The sequence below is a fragment of the Arachnia sp. genome, assembly GCF_057238465.1.
In genome coordinates this window covers 68,556-86,006 of the sequence record NZ_DBHHFZ010000001.1, presented here as the reverse complement: position 1 = coordinate 86,006, position 17,451 = coordinate 68,556, and the positions used below count along the sequence as shown (strand labels likewise).

The window sequence follows — 17,451 nt, the reverse complement described above, 5'->3', positions numbered from 1 at the left end:
TCCTCCTGGCTGGGCAAGGATCAGTTCTTGACGACGATGGTGCCAACCATCATGTCATGAAGGGTTTGTTTTTTCTCGGTGAACAGCGGCATCAGATAATTGATGAAAATCGGCAGGAAAAACAGGGCGGCACCGAAGTAGCCGATGAGTTCGTCCGCCAGGGTCCGTGCCAGGGCGCGCACGAACCCGGGGGTCCGCGCGGAGGGATCATCGGCCCGGGTAACGCGGATGCGCATGACCATCTTGCCCAAGGTGGCACCGAAACCGGCGATGAGAAGAACCCGGTAAAGAACACCCAGCACCATGACGGCAATCCCCGCGGTCATGAAGGAGTTGAGGAGTTCCATGGGTACCTCACTCGGGTAGCTCTTTCCGGCCTGCGCTGCCCTGACCAGCTCGTGCATCCAGGCCTCGAAGCGTTCGTAGAGTCCCGGGGCCAACAGCTCGATGAGCAGGTAGGAGGGGATGGCCAGGATCAGCCCGTCGAGGATGCGGGCAGCCACCCGCGCCCCCCAACTCGCGTATCTGGCGCCCGTCCAGGGCTGCGTGACCGTGTTGTAGAGTCCCCCGCCACCGTGGCCGACGGGTTTCGCCGGCCGGCTGTCAGGCCGGGTTACGTCGGACCAGCTGGCGCCGTCCCAGTAACGCTCATCGCCGGAACCGGCTGGGTCGGGGTACCACCCAGCGGATGGTTGCGGGGCGGAGTAATGCATGGCCACAAGGATGCCATCCTGAACCGCCGGAAACCACCGAGACCGACGGCTGTGTCCCTCACCCCGCAATGTCATGAACCGGCCCGATCCGCAGCGAAGTGGCGATGGCAAGCACCGAAGCCGCCAGCAGCATGAGGAAGATCCATCCGAAAGCGGGCACTCCCTCCGCGAGCAGCACCGCGTAGCAGGCCCCCGTGAGCGCGGTCATCACCGAGGTCCCGATTGACTCGGCCACCAGCAGGGCACCGGAGTTGCGTCCCTGTTCCCGCGGGCCGGACAACGCCATGGTGGCCACGGCGGTGCTGGAGACGGTCAGTCCCATCCCGCACCCGGCGAGGGTCCAGGCCGTCACCCCGATCCACAACGGCACCCCCATCCAGGTCAGGAAAACCGTGATCCCCGCCATCCCGAAGGCAACGAAACAGGTCCCGGCGGTGATGATGCGGTCGCGACGCAGTCTTATCCGGGCCTGAAGCCAGGAGCCGAAACTCCACCCGAGGCTTCCTATGGTCAGGGCCAGGCCCGCCTGCAAGGTGTCGAGCCCTTTCAGGTTCTGCAGGCCGAGCAGCAGGAACGCCTCCCCCGAGTAGAAGGCCCCGGTCTGGACGGCGCGGCTGGCAATGATGGGGCCGAGCCCGTTTCTCAGGTCTCTGGCCCGTGGGGGCAACACTTTCGGCACTCCCAGTCCCAGAGCCGCCAGTCCTGCGGCCGCCGCCAGCAGGCTCCAGTGCCCGATGCCCTGACCGGCCAACTGCAGCAGGGCCGGAGCCCCGGCCACCGCCACCACCGCCCACCAAACGGTCCCGGGCGCATCGGAATCCGGTTCGCTGCGTTCCTGGACGGCCTTCAGATGCGGCCAGGTCAGGACGGCGGCAACCAGCATCAGGGGCACCGTCACAGCGAAATTGAGACGCCAGTTCACAGCCACCAGGGCGGCCGAGATCGGCGGTCCCAGGAACGCGGGAAGCACCCAACAGAAACTGAGCATCGCGAGCACCGCCGGGCGTCGTCCCGCGGGGAAGGCGAGTGCGATGACCACGTAAAGGGTCAGGTTGATGGCTCCGGCTCCCAGGCCCTGCACGAGCCGGGCCAGCAGCAGCATCCAGACATCCGCGGCGAGCGAACCTGTGATGAGCCCCAGGAGCATCGCGCCGAAACCCAGCCCCATGGAGACCAGTGGACCGTTTCGGTCACAGTGCTGCCCGGCCACCAGGATCGCGGTCAGCATTCCCGTCACGGCCATGGAAAAGGCCCACGGGTAGAGAGCGACGGCGTCGAGGGAGCGCATCGCCTCGGGCAGGGCCGCCGCGACCCCGATCATCTGGAAGGCGATGGCGAACACCGCCAGCAGCAACCCCACCAGCAGACCCGTGGTACCCTCGCGGCGGGATCCGGTGTTCACGGTGTTCTCCAACGTCTAGGATTGAATTCATGAGTGAGTTTGCCCCCGGTTCCCAAACGGTTCTGGACGAACGTACCGAACTGCGGGACTCCGACGACCACGAAAGGTTCAGCCACTACGTGCCGGCGAAGAAACTGGAGAAGGCCAAGTTGACCGGCACCCCCGTCGTCGCTCTGTGTGGAAAGGTCTGGGTGCCTTCCCGGAACCCGGACAAGTACCCGGTTTGTCCGGAGTGCAAGGAGATCTGGCAGTCCATGAAACCGGGCAACCCCAGGAAGTGACCCCATCCGTGGTTGCGGCCCGGCTGACCGGGCCGCAACCGATGAGTCAGTAACGGTAGTGCTCGGACTTGAACGGACCGGTCACCGGAACCCCCAGGTAATCGGCCTGGGCCTGGGTCAGGGTGCTGAGTTCCACCCCCAGCGACGGCAGGTGAAGGCGTGCGACCTCCTCGTCCAGATGCTTCGGAAGCAGATACACGCCAGCCGGGTAGGCATCGGGCCGGGTGAAGAGCTCCATCTGGGCCAGCACCTGGTTGGTGAAGGAGTTGCTCATCACGAACGACGGATGCCCCGTCGCGTTTCCGAGGTTCAACAACCGGCCCTCGCTGAGCACGATCACCGCGTGCCCGTCCGGGTAGACCCACTTGGCCACCTGCGGCTTGATCTCGACCTTCGTCACGTCCTTCCGGGCGGCGAGCCCGGCCATGTCGATCTCGTTGTCGAAGTGCCCGATGTTGCCGACGATGGCCTGGTGTTTCATCCGGGCCATGTGCTCCTCAAGGATGACATCGCGGCACCCGGTGGCGGTGACGAAGATGTCGCCGATCCCCACCACCGATTCGAGCCGTGACACCTGGAAACCGTCCATCGCCGCCTGCAGGGCGCAGATCGGATCCACCTCGGTGACGATGACCCGCGCACCCTGGCCGCGCAGCGACTCGGCGCAGCCCTTTCCCACGTCGCCGTAGCCACAGACCACGGCCACCTTGCCGCCGATCAGGACATCGGTGGCGCGGTTGATGCCGTCCACCAGGGAATGGCGGCAGCCGTACCTGTTGTCGAACTTGGACTTGGTGACCGAGTCATTGACGTTGATGGCCCCGAACAGCAGGGTGCCGTTGCGGTGCATCTCGTAGAGACGGTGGACTCCGGTGGTGGTTTCCTCCGTGACCCCGAGGATGCCAGCCGCGAGGGTCTCGAAGTCCAGCTGCCCCAACGCCTCCCGCAGGGTGGCCTTGACCACGAGGGTTTCCTCCGGATCCGTTGGGTCGTCGGCGGGCACGGCCCCGGCGCGTTGGGCCGCGACACCCTCATGGAGGAGCAGGGTGGCGTCCCCACCGTCGTCGAGAATCAGGTTGGGGTTCGTCTCGCCCGGCCAGTCGAGGATCTGGCGGGTGCACCACCAGTATTCCTGGAGCGTTTCACCCTTCCACGCGAAAACAGGCACCCCCTTCGGGTTCTCGGGGGTGCCGTCCGGGCCGACGACGACGGCGGCCGCCGCGTGATCCTGGGTGGAGAAGATGTTGCAGGACGCCCACCGCACCTCCGCCCCGAGCGCCACGAGGGTCTCGATCAGCACCGCGGTCTGGACGGTCATGTGGATTGATCCCGCGATGCGGGCACCCGCCAGTGGCTTCGAGGCCGCGTATCGTTGGCGCATGGCCATCAGGCCGGGCATCTCGTGTTCAGCGAGGGTGATTTCCTCGCGGCCGAAACCGGCCAGGGACAGGTCTGCTACACGGAAGTCGAATGTCACGCCCCGGAGTCTACGCCCGAGCACGCAACCGCGCCCGGCAAACCGGGCTGATTGCCGTGTCCCAGCCCCGGATGCGGAACAAACTCTGTGCCTTGTGACTTCCCTTTCAGCGGGTCTCGCCCAGGCCGATACCCAAGTAGGTGGCGGCGTAACGTCCTTGGAGCAGCAAGGTGACATAGCGTTCCACGTCGGAGGCACCCAGTTCCGCCATGCCGGAGCTGATGCGGCAAACCCGCACCCCGACGCCATCGGCCAGGCGCGCCAGCCTCCGGGCCGTCTCCGTCATCGGTTCCGGCACCTGGTCCGCGTCGAGCAGCAGCAGTGCGGGACCGATCTCGGCGTCCTGTTCGAACGGGTCGGTGAACACGTCGCGCCGGGGGGTGTCCAGCAGCACCGCCTCCAGTTCCTCGGCGTCCGCGGCCAGGGCCAGTCGCCCGCTGGCCCGCCGCAACGTCTCCGCGATCCGCCGGGAAGCACGCCCCGCCAGTGTCGTCCCGCCCCACACCAGGGGAAACGAGTCGGCCAGGCCCACGGCCAGGTCCTTGCCCGGGTTGTTCCCGAGGGGGCGTTCCGGGGAGCAACGAACCGCGACGGCATCCGCGGCCGATGCGGCGAGTTCCACGTCCACCGCGGGCCCCAGTTCCAGCTGGCCCAGCAGCGCCAGCACCGCGATGGCCGCGGCCATGGGATCGTCGGGCGGGGTGGGCAGGTGGGTGGTCAGGGGACCCGCGCTGGCCGCGGCCAACGCCGACTCGTCCGGAGCGGCGGCTATGACGGTGGCTCCCCTGCGAACGGCCTCCGCGATACAGCGGATCTCCCAGACCGGGGCGTCGTGGGAACCGAGCGCGACCACCAGGTCGAGCGGCCCGACCCATGCGGGCAGGGCGGGGCCCGGCCAGGCCATGAACGGCACGGGACAGGCGGGTTCCAGAACGGCCCGCACCAGCCGCGCCTCCGCGCCCAGCACGAGCACCCCACGCGGCCGGTCGGCGCGGGTGAGTCTGCCCGCGGGTTCGCTCAGCGCGGCACGCCTGATCCGGGCCCCGGCCGAGGCGAGCCACCACAGTGACTCGTGGCCGGCCAGGTCGTCGGCCTCCAGGCGGGAATCATCGAACCATCTGCGAATCATCCGGGCCCTCACTGAGTGTTTCGTGCCTGGTCGATCAGCAGGACCGGGATGCGGTCCTCCACGGGGTAGGCCAGCCCACAGGCCGCGGACGTACAGACCAACTCCGAACGTTCGTAGTCGACGGCGAACTTGGCGTGGCACGCCGGGCAGGCGGCGATGGCCAGGAACTCCGTCGACAGTTCCAGGGCGGTTTCACTCATCGGCTTCTCCTTTGTCCACACGGACGACGGCCAGCACCTCGTCACGCAACCGGGTCATGGTCTCTGTGTCCCGGGCCTCGACGTTGAGTCGGAGCAGCGGCTCGGTGTTGGAGGGTCTCAGGTTGATCCACCATCCGGCCCGTTCGTCACGGATCGTCAGCCCGTCCCAGTATTCGCAGCTGCCCCGCCCGTCGAAAACCTTGGCGACGCGTTCCATCGCGGCCCGGTGATCGGTGATGGTGGAGTTGATCTCACCGGAACGCTCATACCCGTCGAACCGGGCGGCGAGCACCGACAGCGGTTCGGCCGCAGATCGCAGCTGCTCCAGGACGTGGAGGGCGGCCAGCACTCCTGTGTCGGCCCCCCAGAAGTCGCGGAAGTAGTAGTGGGCGGAGTGTTCACCGCCGAAGATGGCGTTCTTCTCGGCCATGAGCGCCTTCACGAAGGTGTGTCCCACACGCGAGACCTCAACGTGCCCGAGGCCCGCCACCGCATCGACCACCGCCTGCGATGTGATCGCGTTGACCACGACCACTCCCCCGGTTTCCTTGGAGAGTTCCGCCTCCGCGATCATCGCGGTCACGATTGACGGATCGACCACCCCACCCTGCTCGTCGATCAGGAAACACCGGTCCGCGTCACCGTCGAAGACCAGACCGAGGTCCGCGGAGTGTTCTCGCACCGCGGAGCGGGCATCCACCAGGTTCTCCGGTTCCAGGGGGTTCGCGGGATGGTTGGGGAAGGTGCCGTCCGGTTCCATGTACAGGCCGATCAGGTCCACCTCGCGGTTGGCCAGGACCGCGGGAACGGTGAGCCCGGCCATCCCGTTCCCGGCGTCCACCACCACCTTCAGCCGCCGTTGCCCGGTCATCGGCACCAGCCGGTCCAGATGGGCCACGAACTCGGCGGTCAGGTCGCGTTCCTCGTAGCCACCCACGACCTTCTCCCCGATGACCACCGTCGCGGCGCGTTCCCGCAGTTCCGTGGTGAAACCGGGCCGCACCGGAGAGGCGTCGGCCAGGCAGAATTTCATGCCGTTGTACTTGGCGGGGTTGTGGCTGGCGGTGAACTGCACCCCGGGCAGGCCCAGCTGCCCGGAGCCGAACCAGAGCAGGTCGGTGGACGTGAGCCCGAGGTCGATGATCGATGCGCCGGCTCTGCGTGCGCCGTCCGAGAAGGCCGCGGAAAGCCCCTCCCCGAGCTGCCGCATGTCGCGGCCCACGACGAGGGTCCCGCCGGAGAGGTCGAGCAGCTCAACGAAAGCGGCCCCCAGTCTCCGGGCCCCGTCGAGATCCAGTTCCGGATCCGCCCCCGTCACGACGCCACGAATGTCATTGGCCTTGAAGATCTGCTCCTTAAGCACAGCCCGAGCTTACCGTTGGTCACCTCTCCCGTGGCTCATTCCACGGTAGGAAGCAGACGCAGATGCCCGCCCTTTCGCCTGCCGGTGCTGCGGGGTTTGGGTTTCGGGGCCGGGACACGGTCCACGGGGGCGGTCGGGATGTCCTCCTCGTCACGCAACCCGATCTCCCGGACGGCGTTCGCGAGGGCCACGAGTTCATCGTCGGCCTCGGGTTCGTTCCGCCTGCGTTCCATCGGAAGCCGGATCACCTCCCAACCCATCGGAACGGAGGTGCGGGAGGCGTGTTCGGCGCACAGGTCGAAGGCCCCGGGCACTGCGACATCGGACAGCGGCCCCAGCACTGCCGTCGAATCCGCGTACACATAGGTGAGTGTGGCCACGGCAGGCAAGCCGCAGGCAGTCCGGGAACAACGACGCACCATCGAAGCCTACCGCTTTCCACGGCTAGAGTTGCCGCATGCCACGCAGCCGCGACCGTCACGACCGGGGAATGCACGGACCTGTCGCCCTACCGGATTCCAACAACCGCAAAACCGTTCCACTGCGCCCCCTGAACCGGGTCGAGTACTTCAACCAGTGCGTGAAACAGGCACTCGCCACCATCGCCGAGGTCGACCCGCACGCCCTCGACGGCATGGTGGTCGGGGTCGAGGACGTGCCCCTGCTCAAAACCGCCTGGTCCGGGGACCGAGTACCGATGTCGGCCGCCCTGGAACCCTCCAAGGACAGGCCCGCCCAGATCGTGATCTACCAACGTCCCCTGGAGCACCGCGCCAGCAGCCGCTCCGCGCTGCGTTCCCTGGTGCACCGCACGATCGTGGAGCAGCTGAGCGCCTTGACGGGCCGCCCGGTCAGTGAGCTGCTGGGATACGAGCCAACCGACTGGGAGGATTGACCCCGGGAACCACGGAAACGGGCATCTTCTCGAAGCCGCCACGACCAAAAAACTTCCGTGGAATCCCACCCGCGGAGCCCTTCAGTTCCTCCTCCAGAACCGGAGGCCGAGCGCCGCCGTCACCAGCGCCAGCGGAATCGCCAACGCCAGTTTCCACCACGCCTCGGCCGCCACCGGTTGGTTCGTCCAGCACGAGCAGCCGGGCGCGACAGGCCGGGATGGGTGCGCGCAACCCCTGCCAAACCGGCTACCGGCATGACCGCCCCCACGGGTTTGCCGCGAAATCCCTCTGACACGCGCGCGAAGCGGATCCGCCCTCCCTCAACCGCCGGAGCATCCCTGCCACGATCTCCCCTCCCGTCACGTTGAGCAGGATCACCAAGCGCCAAGCATCTGACCGGTCAATGGGTGTCGACCGGGGGTCGCCAGGAGGTCGGTTCGTTTCCCGGCTCAGTGCAGTTCGGGGTCGAGTTCGGCAGCCAGCGGTGGGGTTCCCCCTGCGGTCATCGGTTCCAGGGGAGCCGCCCAGGAACCCGCTTCGCCGGAGGAGACGACGGCTCCGAACAGCGGCTGGTCGGAGCCGACCACGACTCGCTGCCCCTGCTCGGTGGTCGCGGGAAGTTCGTGCACGACGGTCTGACCGGCGCCCACCGTGACCGTGGATTTCTCCTCGGCGTTCCCGGCTCCGGTGGCCGTTACCGTGGCCTGCACGTCGGCCGTCCCCGGATTCGTCAACTGCAGCACACCACCGGGCGAGGTGAAGGTGCCCAGGGATGTCCCCGCTTCGACAGGCGCCATCTGGGCGGAATCCCCCAGGGTGAACGCCATGCCGGCCATCACGGGTGCATCGGAGCTGACCTGAATCGCCGATGCCTCACCGAGCAGGGCGTTCTCCAGCGACACCGACACACTCGCGTGCGGCGGGATGCTGATGTTCCCGCCCCCCTGGGGCTGGTAGGCGGGCGTGGTCCCGTAGGCCGTCAGGTTGGCGGTGATCCGCGACTGGCTGGGGTTGGCGAGCACGACGACGGAGCTGGTCGCCCCGGCCGGGATCCCGGGAAGCAGGTGGGAGGTGCCCAGCTGTGAGGGCCCGGCCGCCGTTCCGCTGTTCTGGGTCTGGGTGATCGCTATCACCGAGGCACGACCCCGGCTGGCCTGGAAGGACACCCCCACCGGGGTTGCCTTCTCGGTCAGGACGGACAGGGCGATGGTGCGTTCCTGATAGGCGGCGAGCGTGATTCCCCGGGCCCCCAGGGCCTGAATCTCCCCCTCCGCGCCGTACAGGGTCAGGTCGATCGCCGCTTCGGATGCGTCCGGGTTGACGATCTTGAGCTGTGTGTCCGCCGTTGCCGGGAGCGCGATCACGCCCTGGGAGACGGGTTTGACGCACTGGGTGAGGGTCCGCACGGCACCGGATCCGGAGATTGTCCCACCCACCGGTCCCTCCGTGCCCTCAGCGACCACGGAGGTTTCCTGTTCCGTGAGCACCGTGCGTTTCGTCTCGGTGGCGGGGCCGCCCAGCGGGGTGACCGTCGTGGCGTTGTCCACCATCACGGTCGCACCGGAGGCCACGGGCACGCACACCACCTTCGTGGAGCGGATCGCCTCCACCGTGGTGACCCGCGGCAGTTCGGCCGGGGTCAGGGTGGTTATCCCGACGACCACTCCGGTCAGAACCGCAAAACCCAACAGTGTCTCGAACACGCGTCGCATCTTCAGTCCTCCAGTCCGCGCCGGGCCCCCGAGGAGCCTCCGATCGTGGGTGCCGCCAGGCCGATGATCAACACGACTACACCGACCTGCAAACCGAACATCCACCATGTCGGCGCCATGCCCCAGGTCACCTTTCCCGCGAGCCCTGCGGGAACGACGAAGGTCGCTTTTTCGCCATCGGGGAGCGGGGCGAGCTCCTGCCCGTCGATGCGGACCCGCCACCGGTCATCCGGGCGTTCGGCGAGCACCAGGCGGCGCTCGGTGTCGGCGGCGGTGACGTTCCCGTCCAGGACGGCCTTGCTGCCGTTCTCGTCGACGATGTGCAGGCGGGAGGGAAGCTCGACCACCGTCCAGATGACGGTGTCCCCGTCCACCGGGGAGTGTGTCAGGCCTGCCGCGTTACCGACGGCCGCCAGCTGTTCAGTGCTGAAACCTTTCATCCACACGTGGCTGACACCGAGTTCCTGCAGGTGATCGGCCAGGTTCTCCGGTGCGTCGCCGCCGCCGAGCAGCTGCACGAGGGTGGCGAAGTCGTCATGGAAAGCACCCACCGGGTTGCGTTCGGCCGTGCCCCAGCCGGGCTGGGAGGAATCGACCACGTTCCAGCTCAGTCCTCCGTCGGACCTGGTCTTGATCATCAGGACCCGGGTCTGGCGCTCCGAGACCACCACGCCGCGGGCGAAACCGAGCTCGGAGGGGTGGTTGGAGACGGGACCCGCGAAACCGATGACCGCCCAGGCCCCGGCCGCCAGCAGTGAAACCGCTGAGAGACAAACGAGCAGAACACGCAGATCCGCTCCGGCCTTCTCGTTCCGGAGCCTCATGGCGACGACCGGGGCGAGCAGCCCGGCCACCGTCAACAGGGCCCAGCCCGAGAGCAGGGCCCGCGCCTCACCGCCGTTCACCGGCAACGCGATCCGGGAGAGCACCACCCCTGCGATGAGCGGGATCCCGATTCCGGTGATCGAGAGCAGACGGATTCGCGTGCTCCGGATCGTGCAGATGGCATAGACCGCCGCCAGTCCCAGGACCGTGAAGAAAGCCATGTTCGCCCACAACGGCAGTCCGGAGGGCAGTATCCGCCCGAACAGGGTCGTCAGCGAGGCCGGCGTCCACGCGGGCCAGGCCAGCGGATCGGGCCCTGTGAGGAGACGACTCGGATGGGCGATCAGCGACGGAACCCACGGGGCCAGGAAAGCGGCCGGGAGGACGAGCGCGATCAGCACCGGCAACCAGACGAAACGATCCCGAATCACCCAGATGATTCCGCCGATCACCGCCAGGATCAGAAGCACCGGCCATGCGGTGCTGCCTATCAGCAGCCACGCGGCGGCGCTTGCAGGTGCCCGGAGCCGTTCTGCCCCGAGACTGTCATCGATGGCCATCCGGTGGACGGCGGAGGCGAGCTGCGGCAGGACGATGGCGAGCATCATTCCTGCCGCGTCGCCGGCCGTCACCAGGCCGAGCAGGATCACCGCTCCAGCCCACGTCCCGGCGGCGATCGCCGACGTGGTACGGGGCACCTCGAAACGACGCAGGAAGGCGTGCGCGGACAGACCGGCCAGCAGGGGCGCCAACCCCAGTGCCAGGAAGATCAGCAACTGTGGGCTGCCGAATGTCAGGGTGGAGAGCAGGGCCCCGACCAGGAGCCAGGGCGCATCGGACCCCGCGAGGCCGACGGTCGGGCTCAGCGCGGCCTCCCAGGCCTTCCCGATGTTTTCGGGAGCCGGCAGCAGACCTCCGCCGAAAACGTCCCCGAACCCGAACAGGTTCCGCAGCGCCACTGCCCCAGCCACGAGCAGCAGCAGCGTCAGGATTGCCAAGGGCGCCAGGAACCGGCGTTGGGAGGGCCCGCCGGTGAAATCATCCCCGGTCATCTCGTCGATGCTGAACCCGGATTCCTGGTTCGTGAAGTCCCGGTACCGGTCGGCCAGGTCCGCCCCCAGCCGGTCGAGCGCGTTGCGCACGGACCAATAGCGTCTGGGCAGCAGCCGGGAGACGTCCATGTTGCCCACCGACCTGGCGGCCAGGCTCTTCACCTGGTCCCGGGTGGATGTGAACCTGCGGATGGCCCGCAGTTCGGCGCCCGCGAGCCGGGGGGATTTGGCCAGGAGGAATCCGATGGCCCGGAGCCAGCTTCCGGCCACCAGCCGGGCGGTCGAGACCGGTTTCGCGCCGCGGGCGGCCGCCACGCGGAGAGCGGCGAGGCGATCGACCTCGTGTGATTCCCGGGCGAATGCCCCGCGTCGTTCCCCCGTCCTACCGGACTGGCGATGCGTCAGGGCCGCATCCGGCCAGGTGACGACCTTGTGTCCGGCCTCGTTGGCGCGCCACCCGAAGTCCACCCCGTCGCGGTGCAGCGGCAGCTCCGGTGCCAGGCCGCCGAGTTGGTGCCAGACGTCGCCGCGGATCAGCATTCCCGCGGTCGACCCGCCCAGCACCGGTTCCGAGATCTCCTGCCCCTGATCGATGTCCCCGTCATCGACGATTGCCACACGCCGTCCCGTCGGGGTGATCGACTGCCCGATCTCCGCCAGGGTCTCGGGGTAGTTGCGGCGGCGCGGCTGGAGCAGCTTCGGGTACAAAACGGCCGCCCCCGTCCTGGCCGCGCCCTGCAGCAACTGGCCCAGCGCGTCGGGCTGGGGGGCCGAATCATCGTGCAGCAGCCAGATCCATGGCGCGCCGGGGGGCAGTGCAACGGAAACCGCTTCTCCGAAGCCGAGGTTCCGTCCACCATCCAACACGCCGCTTATGATTCCCGCCGCACGGGCCTGTTCCAGCAGTTGCCGCGATGAATCGGTGGACCCGTTGTCCACCGCGACGATCATCGCCGGGCGGGGATTCAACGCCCCCAGAGCCCGGAGCTGGCGTGGCAACCACTCCTCCGCGTTGTGCACCACCATCACCGCGGCCACCATGCGGGGATCTATCGTCTCGATCGGCTCGGGCTCCGGCTCCTCGTCGATCCAGGCCCAGAGGTTGTCCGTCATCGCCTGACTCGTCAAGCCGATTCCTCCTGTCAGCAGGCCCCCGACGCCCGGGGGAACACACACCCCAGACGATAGCCCACCCGGCGACTCGGCGAGCCAGGCAACCGGCTCAGATGGCTTGGCGCTTCAGCTTTCGGCGCTCACGTTCCGAAAGTCCACCCCAAATCCCGAATCTTTCATCATTGGCCAACGCGTACTCCAGACATTCAGCGCGCACCGTGCAGCTTGAGCACACACGCTTCGCCTCGCGTGTTGATCCCCCCTTCTCCGGGAAAAATGCCTCAGGATCCGTCTGTGCACACAATGCATGCTGATGCCAGGCGAATTCATCCTCGGCGTTCACCCCCAACGTCCAGATGTCGTCCATTTTGCCCCCTCTCTGGCCCAAATTACACACGTGCGGTTCCTTCGCGTCAAGCCCGTCCGGCGATTCGGCTTGCACCGGGACCGGGCGGACAAACCCAGTTCGTTTTCCCAACCGTTCGCCCCCCGGGATGGCAGGATCCCCAAGGAGAATCCCCCACCCGTTCTCACCGTCAGGACCACCACCGACCGTTTCGCCGAACCGTCCCCCGCTTCGATGAGCACTGCCGCCAAGGATTCGAGACCCCCGACGGCTGATTAAGTTGAAGGTTGAAGGTATGACCTTCATCCTACCCGCGCCAGAAGGGCTGATAATCCGGATCCGGGCTCCCCCCTGTCCTCCGTTTGGCCAAGTCCTCGCGTCCTACGTTCCGCGGGCCCGGTCATGCCCGATTCTTGACCGGGCCCCGGAGGCACCGCCGCCGTTCGTCAGGCGTACTCGGCACCCAGCCGGTCGCGCACCAGCTCCACCAGTTCACGTATCCGCCCGGCCTGCGTCAGAGGGGCCACGAGGGTCGCCACCGGGGTGTGGACGACGAGCGCGTCCCGCAGCCCCATGGTTGCCACAACATGCCTCTCACCAGCGGTGTTGATGATCACGCACCCCGAGGAGTCCAGGCTCATGCTGCGTCCGTCGACCCGGTTTCCGTGCTCGTCCAGCAGGAACTGCTCGGCGAGGTTCTGGTAGCTGCCGACATCAACCCAGGAGACATCCAACCCGACCGCGAGCACTTCCGCGCTGCCCTTGCCGAGGGAAACCGGCTGCATGATCGCGTAGTCGACGGAGGTCTTCAGGAGGGTGGGGAAAAGTTCATCCAGCAGCTCATTGTGAGCAGCGATTATGCGCACTTTCTTGGCCGTGTCCGGCACCAGCAGCTCCAGCTGGTCCAGCAGCGTCTCCACGCGCCACACGAACATCCCCGCGTTCCACCAGTACTCCCCCGATGCCAGGTACTGTTCGGCGACCCGGAGTTCCGGTTTTTCCTTGAATTCCGAAACCCGCCAGGCGCCCAATTCCTCATCGACGCACCCGTCCCGGTGCAGGTATCCGAATCCCGTGTGGGCCTCGGTCGGGACAACCCCCATCGTCACGAGGGCCCGGGGCCTGGTCTCCGCCACCCCGAAGGCGCGTTCCAAGGTGGTGCGGAATCCCTCGACGGGGGTGATGATGTGATCGGCGCTGAGCATGGCGACGACGGCCTCCGGGTCGCGTCGTTCGAGGACCGCGGCTGACCAGGCCACGGCGCTCAGCGAATCACGGCCCACGGGTTCCCCGAGCAGGTTCTCCCTCGGTAGTTCGGGAAGTTGCCGGGCTACGACATCCACGTAGGCGCGAGAGGTGCACACGAGGATCCGGGCGTCCGGGATCATGCCCGCAACCCGTTCGTAGGCGAGCCGAAGCAGGCTCCTCCCGTCGAAGAGCTCCAGAAGCTGCTTGGGCGTTCCCTGTCTCGAAAGGGGCCACAGCCTCGTACCGGAGCCGCCCGCCATTATCACCACGTAGCGCATGCAAGGACTCTACTTGGAGGCGATGTCGTCCACCGGCCTTGGGAAAAACCGGATGGTTCCGCGGATGTGTGACGGCATGATCTGCACCCGCGCACGGAGCCTCTAGCATCGGGCCATGTTCATCGAGAAACTTCGCAGGCGGTTCGGGGCCGCACCGCTGTTCACCCACTACGACGAGGCTGCCGGTTCCCGGGTGGAATTGTCCGGGACGACCTTCTCGAACTGGGTGGACAAGACCGTGAACATGTTGGACGGTCTCGGTGTGGAGGCCGGGGAGCCTGTTCATCTGGACCTGGTCAACACCGACCCGGGGCACTGGGTGACTGCGGTGTGGGTGGCTGCGATCTGGCAACGCGGTTGCCCCGTGGCGGAGCGGGACGACGGCGGGGCGGCGCTCGCGGTGGTCGGCCCGGGCCGCGGAGTCAGGGGCCCCGTCACAGTGATGTGCTCGCTGCATCCCCTCGGGCTGGGGCTCCCGGATCTTCCCGCGGACTGCACGGACTACGCGGACGTGCTGGCGGAACCGGACGTTCACTGGGAGGAAACCGTTGCCCCGGAGGCCCCGGCGTGGCTGCCGGAGATCACCCGGGCGGGGCTGGGGCGTTTCCCGGGATCGGATCGACGGCTCCTGTTCGCGGATCCGCCTCCGGGCTGGGAGAGCGTGCAGATGTTGCTGGTCTCCCCGGTGCTGGGGGGTGGCTCGACGGTCGTGGTGACAGGTGCCCCGCCCGAGCGCGTCTCCCGGATCGCCGCCGAGGAGAAGGCCGTCCTCACCCGCGTCGGGGAAGCCCTCTGAGGAACCCGGTTCCCCAGGCCAGATGCATGGTTGCCAGCACCATGGGCAGCCGAATCCGAGCCTCCGCCGGCACATTGCGCATGGTCAGGGTCGCGAAGACGAGGAAACCCAGGTACAGCACCGGGAAGACGAGCATGGCCGCCAGCCAGGGGCGTCGCAGCCACACCCCGGTCATTCCGACCCCCAGGCCCGCGCCCGTGCCCAGGACGGCGGCTGGCGGGGCGAGGTAGCGGCGGCTGGCGGTTTCGGGATGGCGCCTGATGACCTCCCGCCGCCACCGTCCCGTCAGGTGGAACTGCCGCGCCAGGGCCCGCAGGCTGGAGCGGGGACGGTAGACGACCCTCAGTTCCGGGGTGAACCACACCAGGTGTCCGGCGCGGCGGAGCCGGTAGTTGAGTTCCCAGTCCTGGGCGCGGTGCAGGGATTCGTCGAAACCGCCGACCTCCTTCAGGACGTCGCGGCGGAAAACCCCCAAAAAGACGGTGTCCGCCGGTCCCGCCGGCGTGGCGGCCAGGTGGAAACCCCCACCGCCGAGACCCAGGTGTGAGTTGTAGGCCGCCGCAACGGCCTGTTCGAAGGGTGTGCGACCCTGGGCATCCATCAGACCCCCGACGTTCGCCGCCCCCGTCGCCCGGAGGGTTTCCACCGCGGTGGCGATGTATCCCGGGCACAGCTCGGCGTGACCGTCGACGCGGACGATGATCTCGTGGCTGGCCGCCTCGATGGCCAGGTTGAGACCGGCAGGGGTGAAACCCGTGGGATTGTCCACCACGACGACCCGGTCATCGGTTGCCGCCAGGGAATCGGCGATCTCCCGGGTGCGGTCGCTGCTCGGCCCCACCGCGATCACCACCTCCAGTTGGCCCGCGTATCCCTGGGCCAGGACACGCCCAACAGCGGCCTCCAGGTGCGGTTCCTCGTTGCGGACGGGCATGACGACACTGACGGGTTCGGGAATCACCCGGATCAACTTACCCGGCAGACGGGTGTCTCGGAACTTGGCGCCGGGCTCGGGGACGGGTTGGTCCTGCCGGTTGCCCCGCTGCTGGTTCCGGTACCCGGGGAGGATGCCCTCCCGGTGGGGGCCGGGGATGCGCTGCTGGGGTCCGTGGATGCGCTGGTGGGGGTGGGGGCGCCGCTGCTCGCGGGGGCGGCGGATGCGTCGTTGGCTTCCGAGGCCTCAATGGTCTCGGTCACGGTCCTGCGGATCAGGGTGAAGTCCGGGGAGGACGTGCGGATCAGCGGCGGGGCGAAGTTGACGGACTCGATCGGCAGGGCCTTGCCCCTGATCGCGAGCTCCACCAGCTCCGGCAGCCGATCCGTTCCGACGTCGGTGCGCGCTATGTCGCTGCCCGCTTCGGCGAGGTCGACGAACCTGGTCGCGACGGTACCGGGATCGAGCTGTTTGGCCATGGCCGCCATCACGCACTTCTGCCGCGTCATGCGCTCGTAGTCGTCGGAGTCGGCCCGGGAACGGGCGAACCACAGCGCGTGGTAGCCGTCGAGGTGAACATTCGTCCCCGGCTCGATCCAGTCGTAGATCTCCGACCCGACCCCTCCGATGGGCACCCGTTTCCCGATGTCGAGGTTGATTCCACCCATGGCGTCGACGAGTTTCTGGAACCCCGCGAGGTCCACCATGGCGTAGTAGTTGAGTTCCAGCCCCAGGGTCTCCGAGACCGCCTCCTTCATGGCGGTCAGACCCGCGTCCCTGCCCGGGTAGAGGTCGGCGTGTTCCTGCCCCAAGGTGTAGACGCCGTTCAACATGCACTCCTCCCCGCACCGGAAGCCGTCGGGGTAGAGCTTCGCCAGCGGTGACGACGACGGGAAGGGGGCGCCGACGAGGTTCCGGGGCAGCCCGAACACGACCGTGCGTCCGGTCTCGGCGTCGATGGAGGCGACGTTGATCGAGTCGGGTCGGATCCCCTCCCTGTCCGCGGCCGCGTCCACACCGAGCAGCAGGATGTTGTAGCGACCCCGTTTGGCCTGGCTGTCACCACCACCGGTGAAGACATCGGAGACGTATCCGGCGGCGGTGAAGGCGCTGGCGAGAAGGCTGGTGCCCAGGCCGGCTGCCACGGCCAGGGCGAGGCAGGTCCCGGTCAGGATCAGGCGGCCGCGGCGTTTCAGCTCCGGGGGTCTCGACAGACGCCAGGCGTCGAACAGCAGGACCAGCCAGCCCAGGAACACCAGCCACACCAGGATCTTCATGACCCCGGAGACCGCGCCGTTGAGCAGGAAACCGACGGTCGGTCCCCGCCAGAACAACAACCCCAACCCGGTGAGCAGGGCGCAGGCCACGATCACCCCCCAGATCCGCAGCGCCGTCCGACCCACCCTGCGGTTTCCCGCCACGTACTGGGCGGCTCCGGGAAGGAGGACCGTCAAAAGGATGAGCCCGATGGCACGTCTGTTCCGTACTGCGGCATCGGGGGCGGTCATGGCGGCTCCATGGGCAGGCGACAGGGACTTCCGAGGGTGCCACGGGCGGACGGGACCGTTGCGGTAACCATCACGGCCACGAACCGGTGGAGTGGACGACGAGGACCGCGCCGGATCGCGCGTACGCCGAAAACGACGCGGCCGGTGCGCCCCGGACATCCGCACCACGGGTGCGCCC

General features: G+C 67.7%; 16 protein-coding genes. 3 read left to right on the top strand and 13 right to left on the bottom strand.

Translation table 11 applies throughout. From position 1 onward, the window contains the following. Positions 1-20: 20 nt before the first annotated feature. Both ACO6D6_RS00340 and ACO6D6_RS00335 read right to left on the bottom strand, forming a co-directional pair. Entirely contained in the window at positions 21-713 is a 693-nt protein-coding gene (locus ACO6D6_RS00340; RefSeq protein ID WP_484782353.1) for an RDD family protein, read from the bottom strand. Between the two features lie 58 nt (positions 714-771). Further along, entirely contained in the window at positions 772-2,115 is a 1,344-nt protein-coding gene (locus tag ACO6D6_RS00335) for an MFS transporter (RefSeq protein WP_484782351.1), read from the bottom strand. A gap of 29 nt (positions 2,116-2,144) precedes the next feature. Between ACO6D6_RS00335 and ACO6D6_RS00330 the strand changes: the two genes are divergently transcribed. After that, positions 2,145-2,396 (top strand): DUF3039 domain-containing protein, encoded by a 252-nt coding sequence (locus ACO6D6_RS00330; protein ID WP_484782349.1) that lies wholly within the window; start codon positions 2,145-2,147, stop codon positions 2,394-2,396. Between the two features lie 46 nt (positions 2,397-2,442). Here ACO6D6_RS00330 and ahcY read toward each other — a convergent pair whose 3' ends face one another. The 5 genes from ahcY to ACO6D6_RS00305 all read right to left on the bottom strand — a co-directional run bounded on the left by ahcY (position 2,443) and on the right by ACO6D6_RS00305 (position 6,927). Then, a complete protein-coding gene (gene ahcY / locus ACO6D6_RS00325) occupies positions 2,443-3,873 on the bottom strand; it encodes an adenosylhomocysteinase (RefSeq protein ID WP_484782347.1) in 1,431 nt (476 codons plus the stop codon). Between the two features lie 106 nt (positions 3,874-3,979). After that, a complete protein-coding gene (locus ACO6D6_RS00320; RefSeq protein ID WP_484782345.1) occupies positions 3,980-5,002 on the bottom strand; it encodes an SIS domain-containing protein in 1,023 nt (340 codons plus the stop codon). An 8-nt stretch (positions 5,003-5,010) separates the two neighbouring features. Continuing rightward, complete coding sequence (locus tag ACO6D6_RS00315) at positions 5,011-5,202, bottom strand: Trm112 family protein (RefSeq protein WP_014846038.1); 192 nt, start codon at positions 5,200-5,202, stop codon at positions 5,011-5,013. Beyond that, positions 5,195-6,565 (bottom strand): phosphohexomutase domain-containing protein, encoded by a 1,371-nt coding sequence (locus ACO6D6_RS00310; protein WP_484782344.1) that lies wholly within the window; start codon positions 6,563-6,565, stop codon positions 5,195-5,197. The genes ACO6D6_RS00315 and ACO6D6_RS00310 overlap by 8 nt, the downstream gene beginning before the upstream one ends. 35 nt (positions 6,566-6,600) lie before the next feature. Continuing rightward, entirely contained in the window at positions 6,601-6,927 is a 327-nt protein-coding gene (locus ACO6D6_RS00305; RefSeq protein WP_484782342.1) for a DUF3499 family protein, read from the bottom strand. Positions 6,928-7,022: 95 nt separating this feature from the next. Between ACO6D6_RS00305 and ACO6D6_RS00300 the strand changes: the two genes are divergently transcribed. Next, positions 7,023-7,460 carry a metallopeptidase family protein gene (locus tag ACO6D6_RS00300; RefSeq protein WP_484782341.1) on the top strand — a complete coding sequence of 146 codons (438 nt, stop codon included), beginning with the start codon at positions 7,023-7,025 and terminating at the stop codon, positions 7,458-7,460. A gap of 450 nt (positions 7,461-7,910) precedes the next feature. On the opposite strand, the gene ACO6D6_RS00295 is transcribed toward ACO6D6_RS00300, so the two are convergent. From ACO6D6_RS00295 to ACO6D6_RS00280, 4 genes are all read right to left on the bottom strand, one after another. Beyond that, positions 7,911-9,164, bottom strand: a complete 1,254-nt coding sequence (locus ACO6D6_RS00295) for a DUF5719 family protein (protein WP_484782340.1) — start codon at positions 9,162-9,164, stop codon at positions 7,911-7,913. 11 nt (positions 9,165-9,175) lie between these two features. Continuing rightward, positions 9,176-12,163, bottom strand: coding sequence for a glycosyltransferase (locus ACO6D6_RS00290; protein WP_484782339.1), 2,988 nt, complete (start codon positions 12,161-12,163; stop codon positions 9,176-9,178). Between the two features lie 109 nt (positions 12,164-12,272). Then, positions 12,273-12,530 (bottom strand): WhiB family transcriptional regulator, encoded by a 258-nt coding sequence (locus ACO6D6_RS00285; RefSeq protein WP_041697249.1) that lies wholly within the window; start codon positions 12,528-12,530, stop codon positions 12,273-12,275. Positions 12,531-12,955: 425 nt separating this feature from the next. After that, positions 12,956-14,035: a mannose-1-phosphate guanylyltransferase gene (locus tag ACO6D6_RS00280; protein WP_484782337.1), complete on the bottom strand. Its 1,080-nt coding sequence runs from the start codon at positions 14,033-14,035 to the stop codon at positions 12,956-12,958. Positions 14,036-14,150: 115 nt separating this feature from the next. Between ACO6D6_RS00280 and ACO6D6_RS00275 the strand changes: the two genes are divergently transcribed. Continuing rightward, on the top strand, positions 14,151-14,831 hold the full coding sequence (locus ACO6D6_RS00275; RefSeq protein WP_484782336.1) for a TIGR03089 family protein: 681 nt from the start codon (positions 14,151-14,153) through the stop codon (positions 14,829-14,831). Here the strand turns inward: ACO6D6_RS00275 and ACO6D6_RS00270 are convergent. Both ACO6D6_RS00270 and ACO6D6_RS00265 read right to left on the bottom strand, forming a co-directional pair. Continuing rightward, on the bottom strand, positions 14,806-15,801 hold the full coding sequence (locus ACO6D6_RS00270; protein ID WP_484782334.1) for a glycosyltransferase family 2 protein: 996 nt from the start codon (positions 15,799-15,801) through the stop codon (positions 14,806-14,808). The genes ACO6D6_RS00275 and ACO6D6_RS00270 overlap by 26 nt on opposite strands. Then, on the bottom strand, positions 15,798-17,273 hold the full coding sequence (locus tag ACO6D6_RS00265; protein WP_484782332.1) for an LCP family protein: 1,476 nt from the start codon (positions 17,271-17,273) through the stop codon (positions 15,798-15,800). The genes ACO6D6_RS00270 and ACO6D6_RS00265 overlap by 4 nt, the downstream gene beginning before the upstream one ends. Between the last annotated feature and the right edge of the window lie 178 nt (positions 17,274-17,451).